Source organism: Kribbella sp. NPDC023972, from assembly GCF_040639075.1.
GTDB lineage: Bacteria > Actinomycetota > Actinomycetes > Propionibacteriales > Kribbellaceae > Kribbella.
This window is the reverse complement of sequence record NZ_JBEZZH010000011.1, coordinates 32,771-52,282: the sequence shown is the minus strand read 5'-3', so window position 1 is coordinate 52,282 and position 19,512 is coordinate 32,771. Positions and strand designations below refer to the sequence as shown.

Sequence of the window (19,512 nt, the reverse complement as noted above, 5' to 3'; positions counted from 1 at the left end):
CGCGCGTACTGGTTTCCGGGTACCGGATTACCCGGAGGCTCAGGACTCCAGGCCGACGACCTTCAAGACGTTCGGCCAGGCCTGGAGAGCGGCGCGCAAGGTCGGGTCCTGGACGGTGGCCAGGGCCTCGGCGTAGGCGTCGGTGATGACGTCGGCGACCCGGACCGGCGTACCGAGGGACGCGGATCGTACGGCGGCCTCCACCATCGCGACGCTGACGACGTTGGAGTGCACCTCCGACTGCGGGATCGTCGACTGCCGGACCGCGTCGACGAACTCGACCAGCGACCCGGCGATCTGCTCGGGGTCGTCCGGCAACACGGCCGGCAACGCTTCACCCGAGGCCAGCTCGGCGACCGGGGCGTTGTCGCCGTCCCAGATCGCCGTACCGCCGGAGGAGCTTGCCCGCCAGCGACCGTTCCACGACGTCTCCAGGCCGGGCGCACACCAGCTGCCGGTGAAGGAGAAGCGTGTCCCGTCGGCGAAGGTGAACACCGCGTTCGCCGCCGCGTTGCCGTCGAACCAGCTCCAGTCCGGGTTGTACGACTCGCAGTACACCGAGACGGGTTCGGACCCGATCAGCTTGCGGGACAGGTCGAACTGGTGAATCGCCATGTCGACAAGCAGTGGCTCGGCCATCCGTTCCCGGAAGCCGCCGAAGTGCGGAGCCTTGAAGAACTCGCACGACAGCGAGCCGATCTGGCCGAGCTCCGGCAGCAGCCGGGCGAAGGCATTGCCGGTCCGGAAGTAGCGCCGCGACTGCGACACCATCAGCAGTTTCCCGCTCACCTCCGACGCGGCGACCATCGTCAGGCACTCGCGGACCGTCTCGGCCAGCGGCTTCTCGCAGAGCACCGGAAGCCCGCGCAGCAAGGCATCCACGCTCACCTTCGGATGCGCGACCGGCACGGTCACATCGATGACCGCGTCGGCGTCGGCAGCCAGCTCGTCGAGCGATGTGGCCACGGGTACGTCGCCGTACCCGTGCTCGTCGGCGGCCGCCCGGGCGACGTCGACGTCGAGATCGACCAGGCCGGCCAGGACGACCTCAGGATTGTCGGCGATCGTCCGCAGCCAGGCGCGCCCCATCCCGCCCGCGCCGACCTGCAGCAGTCGCAAGGGTTCAGGCATCGGCGGGCTCTTCGATCGGACCCGTGTAACCGTGACCGTTGTAGAAGTCGCCGGTCTCGTAGCGCAGCAACGTCGGCACCTTCCGCTCCGGCAGGTCACTGCGCACCCAGGCGACCCCGTTCGCGATCACCTTGCGGACGTCCTTGTGGTGGTAGACCGGGTAGTCCTGGTCCCCCGGCGAGAAGTAGAAGATCTTGCCGTGCCCGCGGCGGAACGTGCAGCCGGACCGGAACACCTCGCCGCCGCTGAACGACGAGACGAAGATCAGCTCGTCCGGCACCGGGATGTCGAAGAACTCGCCGTACATCTCCTGCTGCTCGATGATGATCGGGTGCGGCACGCCCTGCGCGATCGGGTGCGTCGGGTTCACCGTCCAGACCAGCTCGCGGTCCCGCTCACTGCGCCAGCGCAACGTGCACGACGTACCCATCAGCTTGCCGAAGATCTTCGACCAGTGGCCGGAGTGCAGCACGACCAGGCCCATGCCGGACAGCACGTGCTGGTACACCCGCTCGACCACCGCGTCGTCGACCTCGCCGTGGGCCGCGTGACCCCACCACACCAGTACGTCGGTCCGCGCCAGCACCTCCTCGGTCAGGCCGTGCTCCGGTTCGTCGAGGGTCGTCGTACTGACCGACGCCTCGGCGCCGAGGTTGTCGCTGATCCCGGCGGCGATGGTCGAGTGCATGCCGTCGGGGTAGATCTCGGCGACATGCGGCTCGACCTGCTCGTGCCGGTTCTCGCCCCAGACGAGTACGCGAATCGTCATAAGTGTCAGTCCTTAAGGAAGTCGGGTTACTTGACGGCTCCGCCGATGGCGCCGGCGGCGATGTACTTCTGCGCGGCGACCAGCAGCACGATGGCCGGGATCGCCGAGAGGACCGCGGTCGCCATCACCGCGTTCCAGTTCTGCACCTGGGTGCCGAGGTACTGGTAGATCCCGAGCGTCACCGGCCGGACGCCGCCCTTGGTGGTCAGCGTGAGCGCGAACAGGAAGTCGCTCCAGGAGAAGAGGAAACTGAACAGTCCCGCGGTGATCAGCGAGTTCTTGCTGATCGGCAGCACGATCGAGATGAAGGCCCGGAACAGCCCGGCGCCGTCCACCCGCGCGGCCTCCACCAGCGATGGCGGCAGCGACAGCATGAACGAGCGCAGGATCAGGATCGCGAACGGGATACCGCTGCTGCAGTTGGCCACGATCAGGCCGGGGATCGAGTTCAGCAGCCCGAGCCGTTCGTACGCCGTGTAGAGCGCGTTGGCGATCACGATGCCCGGAATCATCTGCGAGATCAGGATCGCCAGCAGTCCGATCGAGACCCAGCGGGACCGGAACTGCGAGAGCGCGTACGCGCACGGGGTGGCGACCGCCAGGCTGAGCACCACGGTGCCGGCCGCGATGATCAGGCTGGTGACCAGGTTGCCACCCTGCTCGCTGAGCGCCCGCCGGTATCCGGCGAACGTCGGCTCGAGCGGCAGGAAGCCGGCCGTCAGGGTATTGCCGGACGGCTGCAGCGACGCGTTCACCATCCAGTAGACGGGGAACAGCATCACGCACAGGATCAGTACTCCGATCACGGTGTAGACGCCGCGACGAATCATCGAGTCAGTCATCGTCGTACTCCTCCTACTCGTCGACGGCACGACGGGTGCCGCGCAGGTAGAGGACCGCGAACAGCAGCGAGATCGCGATCAGGATGTTGCTCAGCGCGGCGCCCTCGCCGAACTTGAAGTCGATGAACGACCGCTCGTACGACTGGGTGGCCAGGGTCTGGGTGGCGTTGGCCGGACCGCCGCCGGTAAGACCGAGGATGATGTCCAGCACCTTGATCGTGTAGACCACGCCGAGCATCAGCACCACGCTCGCCACCGCCCGCAGATTCGGCCAGGTGATGTACCAGAACGCACGCCAGCCGGTCGCACCGTCCAGTTGGCCCGCCTCGTACAGCTCGTCCGGGATCTCGGCCAGGCCGGAGTACAGCAGGGTGACGTTGAACGGGATGCCGATCCAGATGTTGACCCCGATCACCGCGATCAGCGCGACCGACGGCGAGTTCAGCCACGGCACCGGATCGTTGATGATGCCGAGTCCGGTCAACGTCCGGTTGAGGATGCCGCTGTCCTGCTCGAGGATCGACCGCCAGGTCGCACTGGACACGATCAGCGGCAGCAGCCACGGCAACAGCAGCAGCCCCCGCAGTACGCCGTTGAGCGGGAAGCGCCGGCGGAAGAACAATGCCAGCGCGAGCCCGAAAGCGAACTGGAAACTGATCGAGCCGAGGGTGAACAACGCCGTGTTCACCATCGCCTGAGAGAACAGGTTGTCGGTCACCACCGCGGTGTAGTTCTTCAAACCGACCCAGGGAGCCTGTCCGGTGAAGAACGTCCGCAGGCCGTAGTCCTGCAGACTCATCATCAGGTTCTTCACCACCGGATACCCGAACAGGGCAAGCATCGCCAGTGCGGCCGGCAGGACGAACAGGACCTTGGTCAGATCCTCACCCCGGTGGCGCCGGCCGCGGGGCCTGCGAGCAGGCTCCGGGCCGGACGCCGCGGCGTCATTGCGAGTCAGCGTCGCATGGGCCATCGCGATCAGCCGCCGGAGGCCTGCTTGAAGGCGTCCTGGGCCGAGGCCTTACCGGTCAGGGCGAGAGCGATCGCCTGGTAGATCACCTTGGCCGCCTCGGGCCACTTCTCGCCCAGTTTGCCGGTGCGGGAACGGGCGGTCTTGACCTGCTCGGTGAACGCCTTCATCGACGGCACTTCCTTGACGTACTGGTCAAGCAGCGCGGTCTTGGTCGGCACGGTGAACCGGGCCTTCGCCCAGGCCAGCTCGTTCTCGTCCGAGTTCAGGCACTTCACGAAGTCGGCGGCCTTCTGCTGCTTGGCCTGGTCCTTGTTCAGCGGGACCGTCCAGGCCTCACCGCCGAGCGGTGCGACCGGGGTCTGGCCTTCCTTGTTGATCGGGAACGTGACCACGTCCCACTTCACGTTCGGGACCTTCTCCAGCGCCGGGATCTGCCACGGACCGTTCACCATCATCGCGGCCTTGCCGGCCACGAACTGGTCCTTCGCGTCGCCCTGGGTCCAGTTGATGACGCTCTTCGACGCCGAACCCGACTGGACCAGGTCGACCCACAACTGCAGCGCCTCGGCCACCTGCGGGCTGGTCAGATCGGTCTCGTCACCGCCGTTGGTCCACATCGCCGGCAGGAACTGCCAGGAGCCTTCGTACGTCGCGTTGGCGTTGAAGGCGATGCCGTACCGGCCGGGCTTGGTGAGCTTCTTGGCCGCGGCCTTCAGCTCGTCCCAGGTCTTCGGCGGCTGGACGCCGGCCTCCTGCAGCATCTGCGTGTTGTAGAACAGCGCGATCGTGTTCGTCACCGGCGCCAGTCCGTAGAGCTTGCCCTGGTACGACGTCGCGTCGACCATGCCCTGAATGACTCCGTCCCCATTCAGGCCCATGTCGTTCAGGGGCGCCAGCGCACCGGTCGCGGCGATCTGCTGCACGTCCGGGTTGTCCAGCATCAGCACGTCGGGCAGCGTCTTCGACGAAGCCTGCTGCAGCACCTTCTGGATCAAGGTGTCACCAGGCACCGTCTCCCGTTGGATGGTGATGCCCAGCTGGCTCGCGCACGAGTCGAGTCCCTTCTGGACCAGCGACTTGTCCGGGTCGTTGTTGTAGTAGTCCAGAATCGTGAGGCTCTTGACGGTGTCGCCGGCCGGGGCCGCGGACGAGCTGCCGCCGCTGTCACCGCAGGCTGCCAGCACGAGCGACAGGGTCGTCGCACCCGCCAGCACAGCGGTGATCCGCTGACTGATCATGACTTGCGCTCCTTCGGAGGGGATGGTCAGTGGCCGCTCGTGATGCGCTTGGTCGAAACGCTTGACCACGGGCCACTGAAGAGTGCCGTTCTCTTGTCTGCTGGTCGGTAAACCGCTTAACTGAGGTGTCCAAGGACTATGTTCCTTGGGTCACACCGGTGTCAAGAGTTCAGAGGAGGTCGCTTCGATGGTGACTATGCGGGACGTCGCCCAGCGGGCGGGTGTGTCGATCGCGACCGTGTCCTTCCTGCTGAACGACACCAAACCGGTGACGGCGGCCACCCGGGCCAGGATCGAGAAGGCGATGGCCGAGCTCGGATACCGCCGCAATGTGGTGGCCCGTGCGCTGGCCAGCCGGCGGACACACATCATCGCGATGGCGTACCCGGCGCTGGAGCACAGATTCGGGATGTCGACCGCGGAGTTCTTCACCAGCGCGGCCGAGGCAGCCCGCAAGGAGGACTACCACCTGGTGCTGTGGCCGGTCGGCAACGACGGTGTCGAGCTGGGTGAGCTGCTCGGCCAGGGTCTGGTCGACGGCGTCGTCCTGATGGAGGTCCAGCTCGACGATCCCCGGGTCGGGATCCTGCGGCAGAGCGAGACGCCGTTCGCGATGATCGGCCGGACCTCGGAGCTCGAGGGGCTGTCCCATGTGGACATCGACTTCGACGCGACGGTCGAGGAGGCGGTCGGGCACCTGTACGGCCTCGGGCACCGGAAGCTGACGCTGGTCTCCGGCGACCTGGACGACCCACGCTTCCACGCCTACGGCCCGTGGGTGCGCACCGAGGACGCGTATCGCCGGGTCGCGGCCGAGTACGGCCTGGAGATCGCCGTACTGGAGTGCTCGGACACCACTCAGGCCGGTCACCAGGCGGCGGAACGTCTGGTGCGCGAGCATCCCGAGACGACGGCGATCCTGGTCCTGAACGAGTACGCCGCGCTCGGTGTCGTCTCCGGCCTGAACCGGATGGGCCGCGCCGTACCCGACGAGTTCTCCGTCCTCCCGTTGCTGATGGTCCCCGAGACCGCCGCCCTGACCGACCCCGTCCTCACCATCATGCGAACCCCCGGCCCCGAGCTCGGCCAACTGGGCACCGAGGCCCTCATCCGCCAACTGGAAGGCGCCGACCCCCTCCCACCCCAACTGGTCCCCGCCAAACTCCTCCCCGGCGCCACCACCGCCCCACCCCGCTCCGGCTAAACGCTCGCACCAATCCCCCCGCTCGCAGGGCACCGACCGCTCGCCGTCACCATCCTGCCGGATCCTGCCGCGCGTGGACGTGCTCAGTAGTTGCGCACATAGCGTTTCTGCCAAGGGGTTTCCACGGCGTGACGGTCGTAGTTCGCCCGGACGAACGCCACCGCCTCATCCGCCGGTACGCCGTCGAGCACCGCCAGGCAGGCGAGGGCCGTGCCAGTCCGCCCTTTGCCGCCTCCGCAAGCGAACTCGACCCGGTCATGCGCCAGTCGCTCCAACGCCTCCGACAACACCTTCCGCGTCTCGTCGCGATCGGCGGGAAGGCGGAAATCCGGCCAGCGGATCCAACGCGACTCCCAGCGGACTGGCTCCGGCTGCGAGCCCAGCAGGTAGACCCCGAAGGTCGGCTCCGGACCGGTCGGGAGCCCCTTGCGTAAACCACGACCGCGGACCAGTCGGCCTGACGGCAGGCGCAGCACGCCAGGTGCGTTCGGATCCCATTGCTCCACAGCGTTTCTCCGTTCCGGTCGTCAGCAGTAGATAGTGCCGAAGAGTGAGATGAGGGTCGTCGCTGGGTCAGTGTTCGGCAGGGGGTTGTAGGACAGCGTGGCCCCCGTCGTCGTCCCATGGAGCGAGTACGTCGTATAGCCGAGGAGCTGGCCGCTATGCCCCTCGATGCTCCGGCCACACGGCAGATGGAAACGCTGCAGGCCGAGCCCGTAGTCGAACAGCGGAGTGGCTTCCCGGTAGCCGCGCATCTCGGCGAGCGTCTCGGCACTGAGCAGGCGACCACCCAGTAATGCGGCGAAGAACGCGTTCACGTCCTGTGCGGTCGAGATCATCTCGCCGGCGGCCCAGTCGAGCGACGGGTTCATCATCGTTGCGTCCACCAGGTGTCCGTCGACCTCGGCGTACCCAAGGGCGTGTGGACGCGGCAGACCGGGCCGGTCGCCGGGCACGCTGGTGTGGGCCAGCCGCAGTGGTGTCAGGATCCGGGCCTTGATCTCGGCGCCGTAGGAGTGCCCGGTCAGGCGCTCGATCAGCAGCCCGGCGATGACGTAGTTGGTGTTCGAGTAGTGCCAGCCGGCGTCGGGGTCGAAGTACGGCTCGTGCTGGAAGGCGACGGCGAGCAGCTCCTCCGGCTCGTAGTGCCGGAACCGCTCGGCACCACGCCAGCGGTTGGTCGAGTAGCCGTCGTCGTGAGCGTAGTCGTAGATCCCGCTCCGGTGGTTGAGCACCTGGCGGACCGTGATGTTCTGCCCGTTCGGCACCACGCTGGGCAGGTATCGCTCGATCGGTGCGTCCAGCGCGACCCGGCCCTCGTCCACCAGTTGGAGAACCACCGTGGCCACGAACGTCTTGGTGACACTGCCGATCCGGAAATACCCGGCTGGCTGCGCCGCTCCGGCGGCATCGCTTTCCCGGCCGTCGGCATCGTCGACGGTGAGCAGGGCGGCGGACGCGGCTCCACTGGTGACGAGCTCGTCGAGCTGAGCGGTCGGGAAGGGGGACCCGATCATCACGGTGGCGAGGGTGGCGCTGAGAAAGTTCATGCCCAGAAGCTAGGCGTCCGAACTGCCCCACCGGGATGCGGTTTCCCGCAAGCTTCCCCTGCGGAAAACCACACCCCCACGCCTGGCCGCCGCGATTACGCAACGTCAGTTAGTAGTTTGGCCTTGACCCGGTGTGGTCGCGTGGGTAACTTTCGCGTCGCGGGGGAGCGCCTGTAATTCAATAACCTGTAGGGGGTCTGTCATGTCCGCCTTGCGCCGTTTGAGTCTCGCCGGCCTCGCCACTGCCACAGCGATTGCCGGGGTCGGAGCCTCCGCCGCTGCCAGCGCTCCACCACCCGAACCAGTCGGGACCTCTCAAGCCGCCCAGCTCGGCCGGACCATCCAGCGCATGTCGCTGGAGGAGAAGGTCGGGCAGATGTTCGTGCTGTTCGCCTACGGGCCGAACGCGCACCAGCCCGACGCGCGCAACACCAGCCTGTACGGCGTCGCCACGCCGGCCGAGGTGGTCGCGAAGTACAAGCCGGGCGGCTGGATCTACTTCAGCGCCCGCGGCAACGTGGAGAACCCGACCCAGCTGGCGACGTACTCGAACCAACTGCAGCAGACGGCGACCGGTGTCGGGCTGCGGGTCCCGCTGACGATCGCGACCGACCAGGAGCAGGGTGTCGTGGTCCGGATCGGCCCGCCGGCCACCCAGTTCGGCGGCAACATGGCGCACGGCGCGACCCGCGACACCGCCGACGCCCGGACCGCCGCCGGCATCACCGGCCGCGAACTGAAGGCGATGGGCATCCGGCAGGACTACGCCCCGGTCGCGGACGTGAACGTGAACGCGCTCAACCCGGTCATCGGCGTCCGCTCGTACTCCAGCGACCCGCAGCTGGTCTCGGACATGACCGTCGCGCAGGTGCAGGGCTACCAGCGCGACGCCGGCATCATGGCGACCGCGAAGCACTTCCCCGGTCACGGTGACACCCGCGACGACAGTCACACGGCGCTGCCGACGATCAACCACACCCTGGAGGAGTGGAACACGATCGACGCGCCGCCGTTCAAGGCCGCGATCAAGGCCGGAATCGACTCGATCATGACCGCGCACATCGTGGTCCCGTCGCTCGACCCGTCCGGCGACCCGGCGACGCTCAGCAAGCCGATCCTGACCGACCTGCTGCGCAAGAAGCTGGGCTTCAAAGGCCTGATCATCACCGACGCGCTGGAGATGGCGGCGGTCCGGAAGCAGTACGGCGACGCCGAGGTGGCGGTCCGGGCGATCGAGGCCGGTGCGGATCAGTTGCTGCTGCCGCCGGCGCCGGATGTGCAGTTCAGCGCGGTGCTGGACGCCGTGCGTTCGGGCCGGATCAGCGAGAAGCGGATCGACGAGAGCCTGCTGCGCATCCTGCTGTCGAAGCTGAAGAACGGCGTCCTGCTCAACCCGTACGTCGACCCCGCGAAGGTGGCCACCACGGTCGGTACGCCGGCCAGCCTCGCGACCGCGCAGCAGATCGTCGACAAGAGCGTCACGCTGGTCAAGAACAACGCGAACACCGTGCCGATCAGCGCCGACCCGCGGAAGATCCTCGTCACCGGGTGGGGCGTGAGTACGACGCAGTCGCTCGCGACCAGCCTGGCCAAGCGTGGCGCCACCACCACGGTCGCGCAGACGGGTGCGGCACCGTCTGACGCGGCGATTGCGGACGCGGTGGCGAAGGCCCAGCAGAACGACGTCACCGTCGTACTGACGATGAAGGCCTGGGACACCACCGTCACCGACAAGCTGGCCAAGCAGCAGAAGCTGGTGAAGGACCTGCTCGCGACCGGCAAGCCGGTGATCGTGGTGGCCGTGCGCGACCCGTACGACATCGCGTACTTCGACGCGGCACCGACGTACCTGGCCACCTACGGCTACGCCGCCGTGTCGATGGAGTCGCTGGCCAAGGTGCTCTACGGCGAGATCAAGCCGACCGGGAAGCTGCCTGTCGACATCCCGGTCGCCGGTCAGCCGCAGACGCCGCTCTACCCCTTCGGCCACGGACTGACCTGGTGACGATGGAGCTCACCCGACGCCAGACCCTCGGCCTCGCCGCCGCGGTCGCGGGTTCAGCGGTCGCCGGTACGACGATCGCCGGCGCCACGACCGCACAGGCGGGGACCGACCGCTGGGTCCGCGACACCCTGCGCCGGATGTCGTTGGAGCAAAAGGTCGGCCAGCTGTTCGTCTGCTACGCCTACGGGGCGACAGCGGACACGGCCGACCAGCGCAACACCAACCTGTACGGAGTCGCCACGCCGGCCGAGGTGGTCCGCAAGTACCACCTCGGCGGGGTGATCTACTTCGCCTGGACCGACTCGGTCAAGGACCCGCAGCAGATCGCCCGGCTCTCGAACGGGCTGCAGAGCGCGTCACTCGGTGACACCGGTGTCCCGCTGCAGATCAGCACCGACCAGGAGTACGGCGTGGTGTTCCGCGTCGGGCCGCCGGCGACCCAGTTCCCGGGAGCGATGGCGCTCGGTGCGACGCGGTCCGCGCAGTACGCCCGGCTGGCAGCCGGGATCGGTGGCAAGGAGCTCAGGGCCGTCGGTGTCACCACCGACTTCGCGCCAGTCGCCGACGTCAACGTGAACCCGCTGAACCCGGTGATCGGCGTCCGCTCGTTCTCGTCCGACCCCGGACTGGTCGCCGACCTCACCGCCGCACAGGTGAAGGGGTACCAGCGCGACGGCCGGATCGTGTCGACCGCGAAGCACTTCCCCGGGCACGGTGACACCCGGGACGACAGCCACACGTCGCTGCCCACGATCAACCACACCGTCGAGGAGTGGAACACGATCGACGCGCCGCCGTTCCGGGCGGCGATCCGGGCCGGGATCGACTCGATCATGACCGCGCACATCGTCGTACCGTCACTCGATCCGTCGGGTGATCCGGCGACGCTGAGCCGGCCGATCCTGACCGGCATCCTGCGCGAGCGGCTTCGCTTCGACGGGGTCGTGATCACCGACTCGCTGGGTATGAAGGGCGTCCGGGACAAGTACGGCGACGCCGAGATCCCGCTGCGGGCGATCGAGGCCGGCGTCGACCAGCTGCTGATGCCGGTCGATCCGGGCCTGGCGTTCAACTCGGTGCTCGGCGCCGTCCGGAGCGGGCGGATCAGCGAGGCCCGCATCGACCAGAGCGTCGAGCGGATCCTGAAGCTCAAGCTCAAGACCGGTGTCGTCGATCGCCCGTACGTCGACCTGAGCCGGGTGGCGAAGGTGGTCGGTACACCGGCCAACTACGCCGCCGCCCAGCAGATCGCTGACCGCAGTACGACGCTGCTGAAGAACGACGCCGGCCTGCTACCGCTGTCACCGGCATCGCGGAAGATCCTGGTCGCCGGGTACAGCCCGGCCGCCCTCGGGACCGCGCTGGCCGGCCGGGGCGCGACTGTGACGGTCAAGGACACCGGTGCGACGCCGAGCGACACGAGGATCAACGAGGCGGTGGCGGCGGCCGCGACCGCCGACCTCACCGTGGTCCTGACGATGAAGGCCTGGGACACCCAGGTCACCGACAAACAGGCCAAGCAGCAGAAACTCGTCAACGCCCTGCTCGCCACCGGCCGTCCGGTCGTGCTGGTCGCCGCCCGGGACCCGTACGACGTCGCGTACTTCCCCTCGGCACAGACCACACTGGCGACCTATGGCTACGCGGCGGTGTCGATGGAGTCGCTCGCCAAGGTCCTGTACGGCGAGCTCGCGCCGGCCGGAAAGCTCCCGGTCGCGATCCCGGCGCAGCCCGATCCGGCCCAGACCCTGCACCCGTTCGGTCACGGACTCACCTTCGACCCGCGCGACACCCGGCTGACCGTTGCTTCGTACAACATTCATGCGGGTGCCGGCTCGGACAACGTGTTCGACCTGGAGCGGACCGCCCAGGCGCTGAAGGCGCTCGATGCGGACGTGATCGGGCTCCAGGAGGTCGACGTCCACTGGGGCGCGCGCAGCCAGTGGCGGGACACCCTCGCCGAGCTCGCGGAGAAGTTGGGCATGTCCGCCGGTTTCGCGCCCATCTACGACCTGGACCCGCCCGCGGCCGGTCAGCCACGCCGGCAGTACGGCGTCGGCGTACTGTCCCGCTTCCCGCTGGTCCGGACCGAGAACCACCCGATCACCCGCCTCTCCACCCAGGACCCGAACCCGGTGCCGGCTCCCGCGCCCGGGTTCCTCGAGGCCGAGATCGACGTCCGCGGCCGGCGGGTGCATGTGTACGTCACTCACCTGGACTACCGGGCCGATCCGTCCGTCCGGCAGGCTCAGGTCGCGGACACGATGAAGATCCTGGCGCAGGACCGCAGGAAGGACCTGCAGATCCTCACCGGTGACTTCAACGCCGACGCGAACGCCCCTGAGCTGGCGGGGCTGTGGACCCGGCTCACCGACACCTGGACGGCCGCCGCGGCCACGACCGGCGGCCCGAACACCTATCCGGCGGTCGATCCGGTGAAGCGGATCGACTTCGTCACCGTCGGCGCGGGCTTCCGCGTCCGGCGGGCCTCAGTTCCCCCTGAGCAAGTGGCCAGTGACCACCGCCCCGTGGTGGCCGACCTGCTGTTCCGCCCGTAACGCCTGCCTGAAGGAGAAGTCCGATGAAGCGCCGTAGTTTGCTCGCGGGCGCCGGTGCGCTGGCCGCCGCCCCCATGATCGACATCCCGGCGGCCCACGCCGACCAGACCCCCAGCAGGCGCAAGACGATGACCGGCGCCGAGGTGCTGGCCGCCGACGACTGGCGGGCGCTGGCCGGCCAGAAGGTCGGCGTGATCAGCAACCCGACCGGCATCCTGCCTGACCTCAGTCACATCGTCGACGCGATGCACGCATCCGGGAAGGTCAACGTGGTCGCGGTCTTCGGACCCGAGCACGGCTTCCGCGGTTCGGCGCAGGCCGGCGGGTCCGAGCAGGACCACATCGACCCGCGCACCGGGATCATGGTGTACGACGCCTACGGTGCGAACGCGACGAAGCTCGCCTCGTTGTATACCAAGTCCGGCGTCGAGACGGTCGTCTTCGACATCCAGGACGTCGGTGCCCGGTTCTACACCTACATCTGGACCATGTACGAGGCGATGATCGCGGCCGCCCGCACCGGAGCGAAGTTCGTCGTCCTGGACCGCCCGAACCCGGTCGGCGGCTACGCCCGCGGTCCGATGCTCAAGCCCGGTTACACCTCTGGTGTGGGCAAGGAGGAGATCATCCAGCAGCACGGGATGACCGTCGGCGAGCTGGCCCGGCTGTTCAACGCGGAGTACCTGCCGCTCGACGCGAACGGCTCCCGGGTGGAGGAGCTCGAGGTCATCCAGGTGAAGAACTGGAAGCGCGACCAGCTGTACGACGACACCGGCCTGACCTGGGTGATGCCGAGCCCGAACATGCCGACCCCGGACACCGCGCTGCTGTACCCGGGCACGTGCCTGTTCGAGGCGACCAACATGTCCGAGGGTCGCGGTACGACCCGGCCGTTCGAGCTGATCGGGGCGCCGCACGTCGACTACCGGTGGGCCGAGGCGCTGCAGGCCAAGAACCTCCCGGGCGTCGACTTCCGGGAGGCGTACTTCACGCCGTTCATCAGCAAGAACGCCAACGTGCTGTGCGGCGGCGTCCAGGTGCAGATCACCGATCCGCACAAGGTGGAGGCGATCACCGCCGCGACCCACATGATCGTGGAGGCGCGCCGGCTGTACCCGGGCTTCGCCTGGCGGACCGAGAATCCACCCGGCCGGTGGATCGACCTGCTGACCGGATCCGACCGGTTCCGCACCATGCTGACCGCGGGTGCGTCGGCGGAGGAGATCGTGGCGGCGTGGCAGCCCGAGACCGAGGCGTGGACCGCCCGGCGGGCGAAGTACCTGCTGTACAAGGGAGCTCACCGGTGAGACGAGTCCTCGGAATCGCGGTAGTCTCCACCCTGATGCTCGCCATGACCACCCCGGCAGTTGCTAACGGCAACAGATCTGGCCGGTTCGACCGCCCGTACGACGGGTACGCACCGAAGACGACTCTCTTGCGCGAATCCACCCCGGCCAAGGCCGGCCTCGACCCGGCGCCGATCGACGCCGCGCTGGCCCAGGTCGACGCCTGGACCAGGCCGAACGGTACGGCGAAACCGCTGTACGCCGGTGCGGTCACGCTGCTCGGCCACGACGGGAAGATCGTCACCAAGACGGCCACCGGGATGGCACTGAAGTACACAGTGACTTCAGCCGGCGCCGGCCCTGAAGAATTGCCCGCGGATCAGCAGCTCCCGATGCGCACCGACACCATCTTCGACCTGGCGTCGGTGTCCAAGCTGTTCACCTCGATCGTGGTGATGCAACTTGTGGAGAAGGGCAAGGTCGGCCTGGACGCCCCGATCGCGGAGTACGTGCCCGAGTTCGGTGCCAACGGGAAGCAGGCGATCACCGTCCGGCAGGCACTCACGCACACGACCGGGCTGCCGGCCTGGCTGCCGTTGTGGAGCGCGCGGCCGGACCCGGCCTCGCGGATCCAGATGGCCCTCACCGCGACCCCGACCAGCCCGGCCGGGACGAAGTACCTCTACAGCGACCTGAACCTGATCGCCCTGGGTGAGCTGGCGCACCGGGTGACCGGCAAGACGCTGGACAAACTGGTTGCCGACGGCATCACCAAGCCGCTGCAGATGCGGGACACCGGCTACAACCCGGACCCGCGCAAGAAACCCCGGATCGCGGCCACCGAGTTCCAGTCCACGCCGCCGCGCGGAATGGTCTGGGGTTCGGTGCACGACGAGAACGCCTGGTCCCTGGACGGTGTGGCCGGTCACGCCGGTGTGTTCAGCACCGCGGACGACCTGGCGATTCTGGCCCAGACCTTCTTGAACGGCGGGAGCTATCGCGGCGCCCGGATCCTCAAGGAGTCCTCGGTGACCGCGATGATCACCAACTTCAACGGAGCCTTCCCGGGCAACGACCACGGGCTCGGCTTCGAGCTGAACCAGCGCTGGTACATGAACGGCCTGTCCGGGCCGCGCACCGCCGGCCACACCGGCTACACCGGTACGTCGCTCGTGATCGACTTCGACTCCCGGTCGTTCGCGATCCTGCTCACCAACCGGGTGCACCCGAGCCGCAACTGGGGCAGCAACAACCCGGCGCGGCGTGCCGTCGCCCAAGGGCTGGCGCTGGCTCTCGGCGTCGGGCCGCGGCACGGCAAGGACGCCTGGTTCTCCGGTACGACGGACGGCGCGACGACGACCCTGGCCACGCACGTCGCCGTACCGGCCGGGGGAGCGAAGCTGACGTTCGACCTGTTCGTGGACACCGAGAGCACCGACCGGCTGTACCTGGAGACCTCGGCGGACGGGACGACCTGGACGAAGGTGCCGTTCACCCTGCTGGACCGGGGAGCCATGATCGACACCGACGGAACGATCAGCGGTTCGGGGGATCGGCACTGGCACCAGGCGTTCGCCGATCTCGCCGCCGGTGACCAGACGATCAGGTGGCGTTACAGCTCCGACGCGCTCTACCAGGGCCGGGGTGTGTACGTCGACGGTGTGAAGATCACGAGTGAGGATGGTCTTCTTCTCGACGGAGAACGATCGCCGGAATCATTTATCGCCACAGGTTGGAGACTTTCGCGTCGGTGACCCCACTTCGTGCATAGTCGCCGTACGGTGCTGTCATGAACTCTGTTTCCTCTCCAGAACCCACGGGGCCGCTGCTGGTCCGGGTCCGCGCGGTGATGCCCGCGCTGGCGCCGGCCGAGCAGCGGGTGGCGAACGCGGTCCTCGCGGACCCGGGCGGAGTGGCGGCGATGACGATTTCGGAACTGGCCGAGGTGGCGTCCACCTCGGAGACCACGGTCATCCGGTTCTGCAAACAGATCGGCGTCCCCGGCTATCCGCAGCTCCGCCTGCAGCTGGCGGCCCAGTCGGCGCAGGAGAGCGTCCGGCCTGAGGTCGGCGGTGACATCGAGCCCGGTGACTCGCTGGCGGACGTGGTCGGCAAGGTCGCGTTCGCCGACGAGCGGGCGGTCCGCGAGACCGCTCAGCAGCTCGACGTCGACAGCTTGGCCAGGGTGGTCGAGGCGGTCGTCAACGCGCCGCGGGTGGACCTGTACGGCTTCGGTGCGAGCGCGTTCGTGGCGCTCGACCTGCAGCAGAAGCTGCACCGGATCCGCCGGGTCGCGTTCGCCTGGTCCGACGTCCACGTGGCCCTGCCGAGCGCGGCCCTGCTCGGTGACGGCGACGTGGCGATCGGCATCTCGCACACCGGTACGACGGTCGAGGTCGTCGAGGCGCTCGAGGAGGCGGCCAAGCACGGCGCCACCACGGTCGCGGTGACGAACTTCCCCCGCTCGCCACTGGCCCGTACAGCGGACCTGGTGCTCACCACGGCCGCCCGCGAGACGACGTACCGCTCCGGCGCCATGTCGAGCCGGATCGCGCAGCTCACGGTGATCGACTGCCTGTTCATCGGCGTCGCACAGCAGGTGCTGCCGGACGCCCGCAAGGCGCTCGAGGAAACGGCGAGCGCGGTCCGCGGACACCGGCTCAAAGGCTCCGAATGACTGTGTGAGGCTTACGTCAAGGATTTACGTCAACGAACAACAGAATTGAAAATTCTTCAGTAGGAAACTAACATCGGAGCTGTGACCACGCCGACGGAGCAGCGCAACCCCAGGACGCTCGCCATCGATGCGGTGGGCACGACCGAGATCCTCCGGATGGTCAACGCCGAGGACGCCCGGGTTGCCGGTGCCGTCGGCGTTGTCATCCCCGAGCTCGCCCGTGCCGTGGACTGCGCCGTCGAGGCGATCCGCGGCGGCGGCCGGGTGCACTACTTCGGCGCCGGTACGTCGGGACGGCTGGCCGTGCTCGACGCGGCCGAGCTGTTGCCCACGTTCCACGCGCCCGAGGGTCTGGTGGTCGCCCACCACGCCGGCGGCATGGAGGCGCTGCTCCGCGCGGTCGAGAACGTCGAGGACTCCGAGGAGGGCGGCGCAGCCGACGCGGCCGCCGTGACCGCTCAGGACCTCGTCATCGGCCTCGCCGCTTCCGGGAGCACGCCGTACGTCGCCGGGGCGCTGAAGGCCGCCCGAGCCGCCGGGGCGGCCACCGTGCTGGTCACGTCCAACCCGTCCGCTCCGCTGGCGCCACTGGCCGACATCGTGATCGCCGCGGACACCGGGCCGGAGGTGATCGCCGGCTCCACGCGGCTGAAGGCCGGCACCGCGCAGAAGATGATCCTGAACGCCTTCTCCACCACGTTGATGATCAAGCTCGGCCGCACCTGGTCGAACCTGATGGTCGACCTGGTAGCCACCAACCAGAAGCTCCGCGGCCGCATGCTCCGCATCCTCGCCGAGGCCACCGGCGCCGACCCCGCCTCCTGCGAGTCCGCCCTGGCCGCAGCCGACGGCGAACTCAAACCAGCCCTGGTCCACCTCCTCACCGGCACCCCCCTCCCCGAAGCCCGAGCCGCCCTGGAAGCCGCCCAAGGCCGAGTAGCCACCGCCCTAACAACCCTCGGCGCCCCCGCCTGACAAGTTTCCCGAAAGCCCGGCACTTGGTGCCGGGCTTTCTTTGTGCGCACTCTGCGGGTAAACCTTCGGAGTTCTTTGTCGCGGCTTGAATTCCTAACTCTTCGGAGGCGTTGAGAAGGTTAGTCTTAATTCAGGGGGAATGCTGTTGCGGCGGGGTTGCCAACGGTGATTGGAGTGTCACTTTTGGTCCATAGCGCAGTTGTGTGATCGTGTCGTATCGTCCAGTCATCGCCAGGCCATTGGTGGGGGTTCTGGTCTTCGAATCCTTTGTGTGTAACGAACTTCGGAGCTCAGGTGACCCCTTGACCGGGGGTGGTGGGGGGAGGGAAACGGCATGGACGGTGCTGTTGTGGTGCCCGGAATCTGTCAGGGTGCTCAATGGGTCGATGATGTGCTGCTGGCCGGTCCGGCGGATGATGTTTGCTTTCGGTTGCCTGATCCTATCGACCGCGCGAAACTGCGCCGGTTGGTACGGGATCGGCAATCCGAACTGGCCAGGGCCGGTTTTCGGCCGGGTGGCGCGGCGGCTTTGCGGTTGCCGCCGTCGATGGCTTTCGTGACGCATTTGCTGGCGGTGTGGCGCAGTGGCGGGCAGGCGATCCTGCTGGATCACCGGCTGACCGACTACGAGGTCCGGCGGGCGATCGAGCGGCTCGTTCCGCAGGTGGTCGTGTCACCCGGGCGCCCGGTCCCGTCCGGCCTGCGTACGTTCGTCGACGTCGACACGGACGTGGCCAGCTACTCCGGTCATCCGGCCGGCACGACGCACGCCGTCGTACAGCTCAGCTCGGGGTCGACCGGCCCGTCGAAAGTAATCGGCCGGACGGCTGAGGACTTGGTCGAAGAGGTACTGCGCTACACCCAGATCGATGGTGTGCCGGTGCGGGGTGAGCGGCTGATCCTGCTGCCGTCGATGGTTCACGTGCTCGGGCTGGTCGGAGGTTTGCTGTACGGACTGCATGCCGGCGTCGAGTTGGTCCCGCCGGCGCGGCTCACCGGTGATGCGATCGTCCAGGCCATCGCCGCGGCCAACACGCCGGCGACGGTGCTCGGAGTGCCGTTCCACATCGGGCTGCTCGCGTCGGTGCAGGAGCCGCCGAAGCTGCCGCAGTTCAAGCGGATGACGACCGGCGGCGAACTGGTGCCGGCCGCGGTGTCGCAGTCGTTCGAGGTCAAGTACGGCGTACCGCTCGGCAACATGTACGGGATGACCGAGGTCGGGGTGATCGGCACCGACCTGTACGGCGAACACCGGCCGGCCATCCGCCCGGCCCCGGGGATCGAAGTCCGCGCGGTCGACGGCGAGCTCCACGTCCGCCGGTCGGAGTCGCCGTACCTCGGCCTCTCCGACCCGGCCCGCTGGGCGGACGGCTGGCTGCGGACGCGCGACGCCGGGGTGGTCGACGCGGAGACCGGCTTGGTCAGTATCAAAGGCCGGCTCGACTCACAGGTCTCCGTCGGCGGCATGAAGGTCGATCTGACCGAGGTCGAGTACACGCTGGGCACGCTCCGCGGCGTCGAGGCGGCGGTCGTCGTCTTCGATGGTTCCATCACCGCCTACCTGCAGCTGAAGGAACGCCGCGACACCGCAGGGCTGGAATCCGAACTGGCCCAACTCCTGGCCCCCTACAAACGCCCCCGGACCCTGCGCATCCTTGATCAGTTGCCTCGCACAACCACCGGGAAGCTGGTCCGAGACCTCACCGTCCTCCGCAAGGCGGCTCCGTGATGCTCGGCCATCAGTACGCCGACAGCCGCGACAGGCACCGCCACGGCCAACACTGCTTGGTTGATGGGCAGGTGCGCCACCGCGAGGCCGGGCTCGTCCGGCACCACCCCAGCCTGCAGCGCCCCGTGCGCGACAGGGGAGGAGGGCAGTGGCATGCGGCGGCGCAACCCGGCGTTTCGCAGGCCGTTGCCGAGGGCCTTGCCAACAGCTTCCTTCGCCGTCCACAGCTGGAGAAAGGCTGTCAGCTCGTCAGGCTGACGGGCCATCCACTCGAGTTCCTCGGCAGCGAACCATCGTCGAGCCAAACCGCTCACCTCGCGCGGGTACACGTCCTCGACGTCCACACCGACGGGACCGGCCGCCGACGCCGCGACTGCCACCAGCGCGCGGCTGTGGCTGATGCTCACCGCCAGACCGTCGAGACAAGGCCGCCCACTTGGTTCGTAACGCAGGTCCGCCGGGCCGTCGAGCAGCGTGCCGGCGAGCTCCAGCAGCAGTTTCCGGGCAGTCGAGCGCTGGTCGTCGCCGGCCGGCGCAACCCACACATGTACCCGACCGTCTCCCACCGAAAGAAG

At 68.1% G+C, this 19,512-nt stretch carries 16 protein-coding genes; 8 read left to right on the top strand and 8 right to left on the bottom strand.

The features are described from left to right. Window positions 1–39: 39 nt before the first annotated feature. Genes AB0F43_RS32310 through AB0F43_RS32290 form a run of 5 tightly spaced genes read right to left on the bottom strand, consistent with a single transcriptional unit; the run spans window position 40 to window position 4,953 of the window. Window positions 40–1,131 (bottom strand): Gfo/Idh/MocA family oxidoreductase, encoded by a 1,092-nt coding sequence (locus tag AB0F43_RS32310; protein WP_360485549.1) that lies wholly within the window; start codon window positions 1,129–1,131, stop codon window positions 40–42. After that, window positions 1,124–1,900: a ThuA domain-containing protein gene (locus AB0F43_RS32305; RefSeq protein WP_360485546.1), complete on the bottom strand. Its 777-nt coding sequence runs from the start codon at window positions 1,898–1,900 to the stop codon at window positions 1,124–1,126. Before AB0F43_RS32305 ends, AB0F43_RS32310 begins: the two co-directional genes overlap by 8 nt. 26 nt (window positions 1,901–1,926) lie before the next feature. Further along, complete coding sequence (locus AB0F43_RS32300) at window positions 1,927–2,742, bottom strand: carbohydrate ABC transporter permease (RefSeq protein ID WP_360485543.1); 816 nt, start codon at window positions 2,740–2,742, stop codon at window positions 1,927–1,929. 13 nt (window positions 2,743–2,755) lie between these two features. Next, the gene (locus AB0F43_RS32295) at window positions 2,756–3,715 is read right to left on the bottom strand and encodes a sugar ABC transporter permease (protein WP_360485540.1); all 960 of its coding nucleotides are present in this window, start codon (window positions 3,713–3,715) and stop codon (window positions 2,756–2,758) included. Window positions 3,716–3,720: 5 nt separating this feature from the next. Then, a complete protein-coding gene (locus AB0F43_RS32290; RefSeq protein ID WP_360485537.1) occupies window positions 3,721–4,953 on the bottom strand; it encodes an ABC transporter substrate-binding protein in 1,233 nt (410 codons plus the stop codon). Window positions 4,954–5,140: 187 nt separating this feature from the next. Here AB0F43_RS32290 and AB0F43_RS32285 point away from each other — a divergent pair, with 187 nt between their 5' ends. Beyond that, on the top strand, window positions 5,141–6,157 hold the full coding sequence (locus AB0F43_RS32285) for a LacI family DNA-binding transcriptional regulator (RefSeq protein ID WP_360485534.1): 1,017 nt from the start codon (window positions 5,141–5,143) through the stop codon (window positions 6,155–6,157). 83 nt (window positions 6,158–6,240) lie between these two features. Here AB0F43_RS32285 and AB0F43_RS32280 read toward each other — a convergent pair whose 3' ends face one another. Together AB0F43_RS32280 and AB0F43_RS32275 are read right to left on the bottom strand one after the other, a co-directional pair. Beyond that, the gene (locus AB0F43_RS32280; protein ID WP_360485531.1) at window positions 6,241–6,663 is read right to left on the bottom strand and encodes a protein phosphatase; all 423 of its coding nucleotides are present in this window, start codon (window positions 6,661–6,663) and stop codon (window positions 6,241–6,243) included. A gap of 21 nt (window positions 6,664–6,684) precedes the next feature. Next, complete coding sequence (locus AB0F43_RS32275; protein ID WP_360485528.1) at window positions 6,685–7,707, bottom strand: serine hydrolase domain-containing protein; 1,023 nt, start codon at window positions 7,705–7,707, stop codon at window positions 6,685–6,687. 349 nt (window positions 7,708–8,056) lie between these two features. Between AB0F43_RS32275 and AB0F43_RS32270 the strand changes: the two genes are divergently transcribed. From AB0F43_RS32270 to AB0F43_RS32240, 7 genes are all read left to right on the top strand, one after another. Further along, on the top strand, window positions 8,057–9,712 hold the full coding sequence (locus AB0F43_RS32270) for a glycoside hydrolase family 3 protein (RefSeq protein ID WP_360485525.1): 1,656 nt from the start codon (window positions 8,057–8,059) through the stop codon (window positions 9,710–9,712). 2 nt (window positions 9,713–9,714) lie between these two features. Continuing rightward, window positions 9,715–12,270: a glycoside hydrolase family 3 N-terminal domain-containing protein gene (locus AB0F43_RS32265; protein WP_360486058.1), complete on the top strand. Its 2,556-nt coding sequence runs from the start codon at window positions 9,715–9,717 to the stop codon at window positions 12,268–12,270. A 23-nt stretch (window positions 12,271–12,293) separates the two neighbouring features. After that, window positions 12,294–13,577: a DUF1343 domain-containing protein gene (locus tag AB0F43_RS32260; protein ID WP_360485522.1), complete on the top strand. Its 1,284-nt coding sequence runs from the start codon at window positions 12,294–12,296 to the stop codon at window positions 13,575–13,577. Then, window positions 13,574–15,310 carry a serine hydrolase domain-containing protein gene (locus tag AB0F43_RS32255; RefSeq protein WP_360485519.1) on the top strand — a complete coding sequence of 579 codons (1,737 nt, stop codon included), beginning with the start codon at window positions 13,574–13,576 and terminating at the stop codon, window positions 15,308–15,310. Before AB0F43_RS32260 ends, AB0F43_RS32255 begins: the two co-directional genes overlap by 4 nt. A 35-nt stretch (window positions 15,311–15,345) precedes the next feature. Beyond that, entirely contained in the window at window positions 15,346–16,233 is an 888-nt protein-coding gene (locus AB0F43_RS32250; RefSeq protein WP_360485516.1) for a MurR/RpiR family transcriptional regulator, read from the top strand. An 81-nt stretch (window positions 16,234–16,314) separates the two neighbouring features. Continuing rightward, window positions 16,315–17,208, top strand: coding sequence for an N-acetylmuramic acid 6-phosphate etherase (murQ, locus tag AB0F43_RS32245; RefSeq protein WP_360485513.1), 894 nt, complete (start codon window positions 16,315–16,317; stop codon window positions 17,206–17,208). A gap of 334 nt (window positions 17,209–17,542) precedes the next feature. Next, a complete protein-coding gene (locus AB0F43_RS32240) occupies window positions 17,543–18,937 on the top strand; it encodes an AMP-binding protein (protein WP_360485510.1) in 1,395 nt (464 codons plus the stop codon). On the opposite strand, the gene AB0F43_RS32235 is transcribed toward AB0F43_RS32240, so the two are convergent. Beyond that, on the bottom strand, window positions 18,868–19,503 hold the full coding sequence (locus tag AB0F43_RS32235; RefSeq protein ID WP_360485507.1) for a 4'-phosphopantetheinyl transferase superfamily protein: 636 nt from the start codon (window positions 19,501–19,503) through the stop codon (window positions 18,868–18,870). The genes AB0F43_RS32240 and AB0F43_RS32235 overlap by 70 nt on opposite strands. Window positions 19,504–19,512 lie beyond the last annotated feature (9 nt).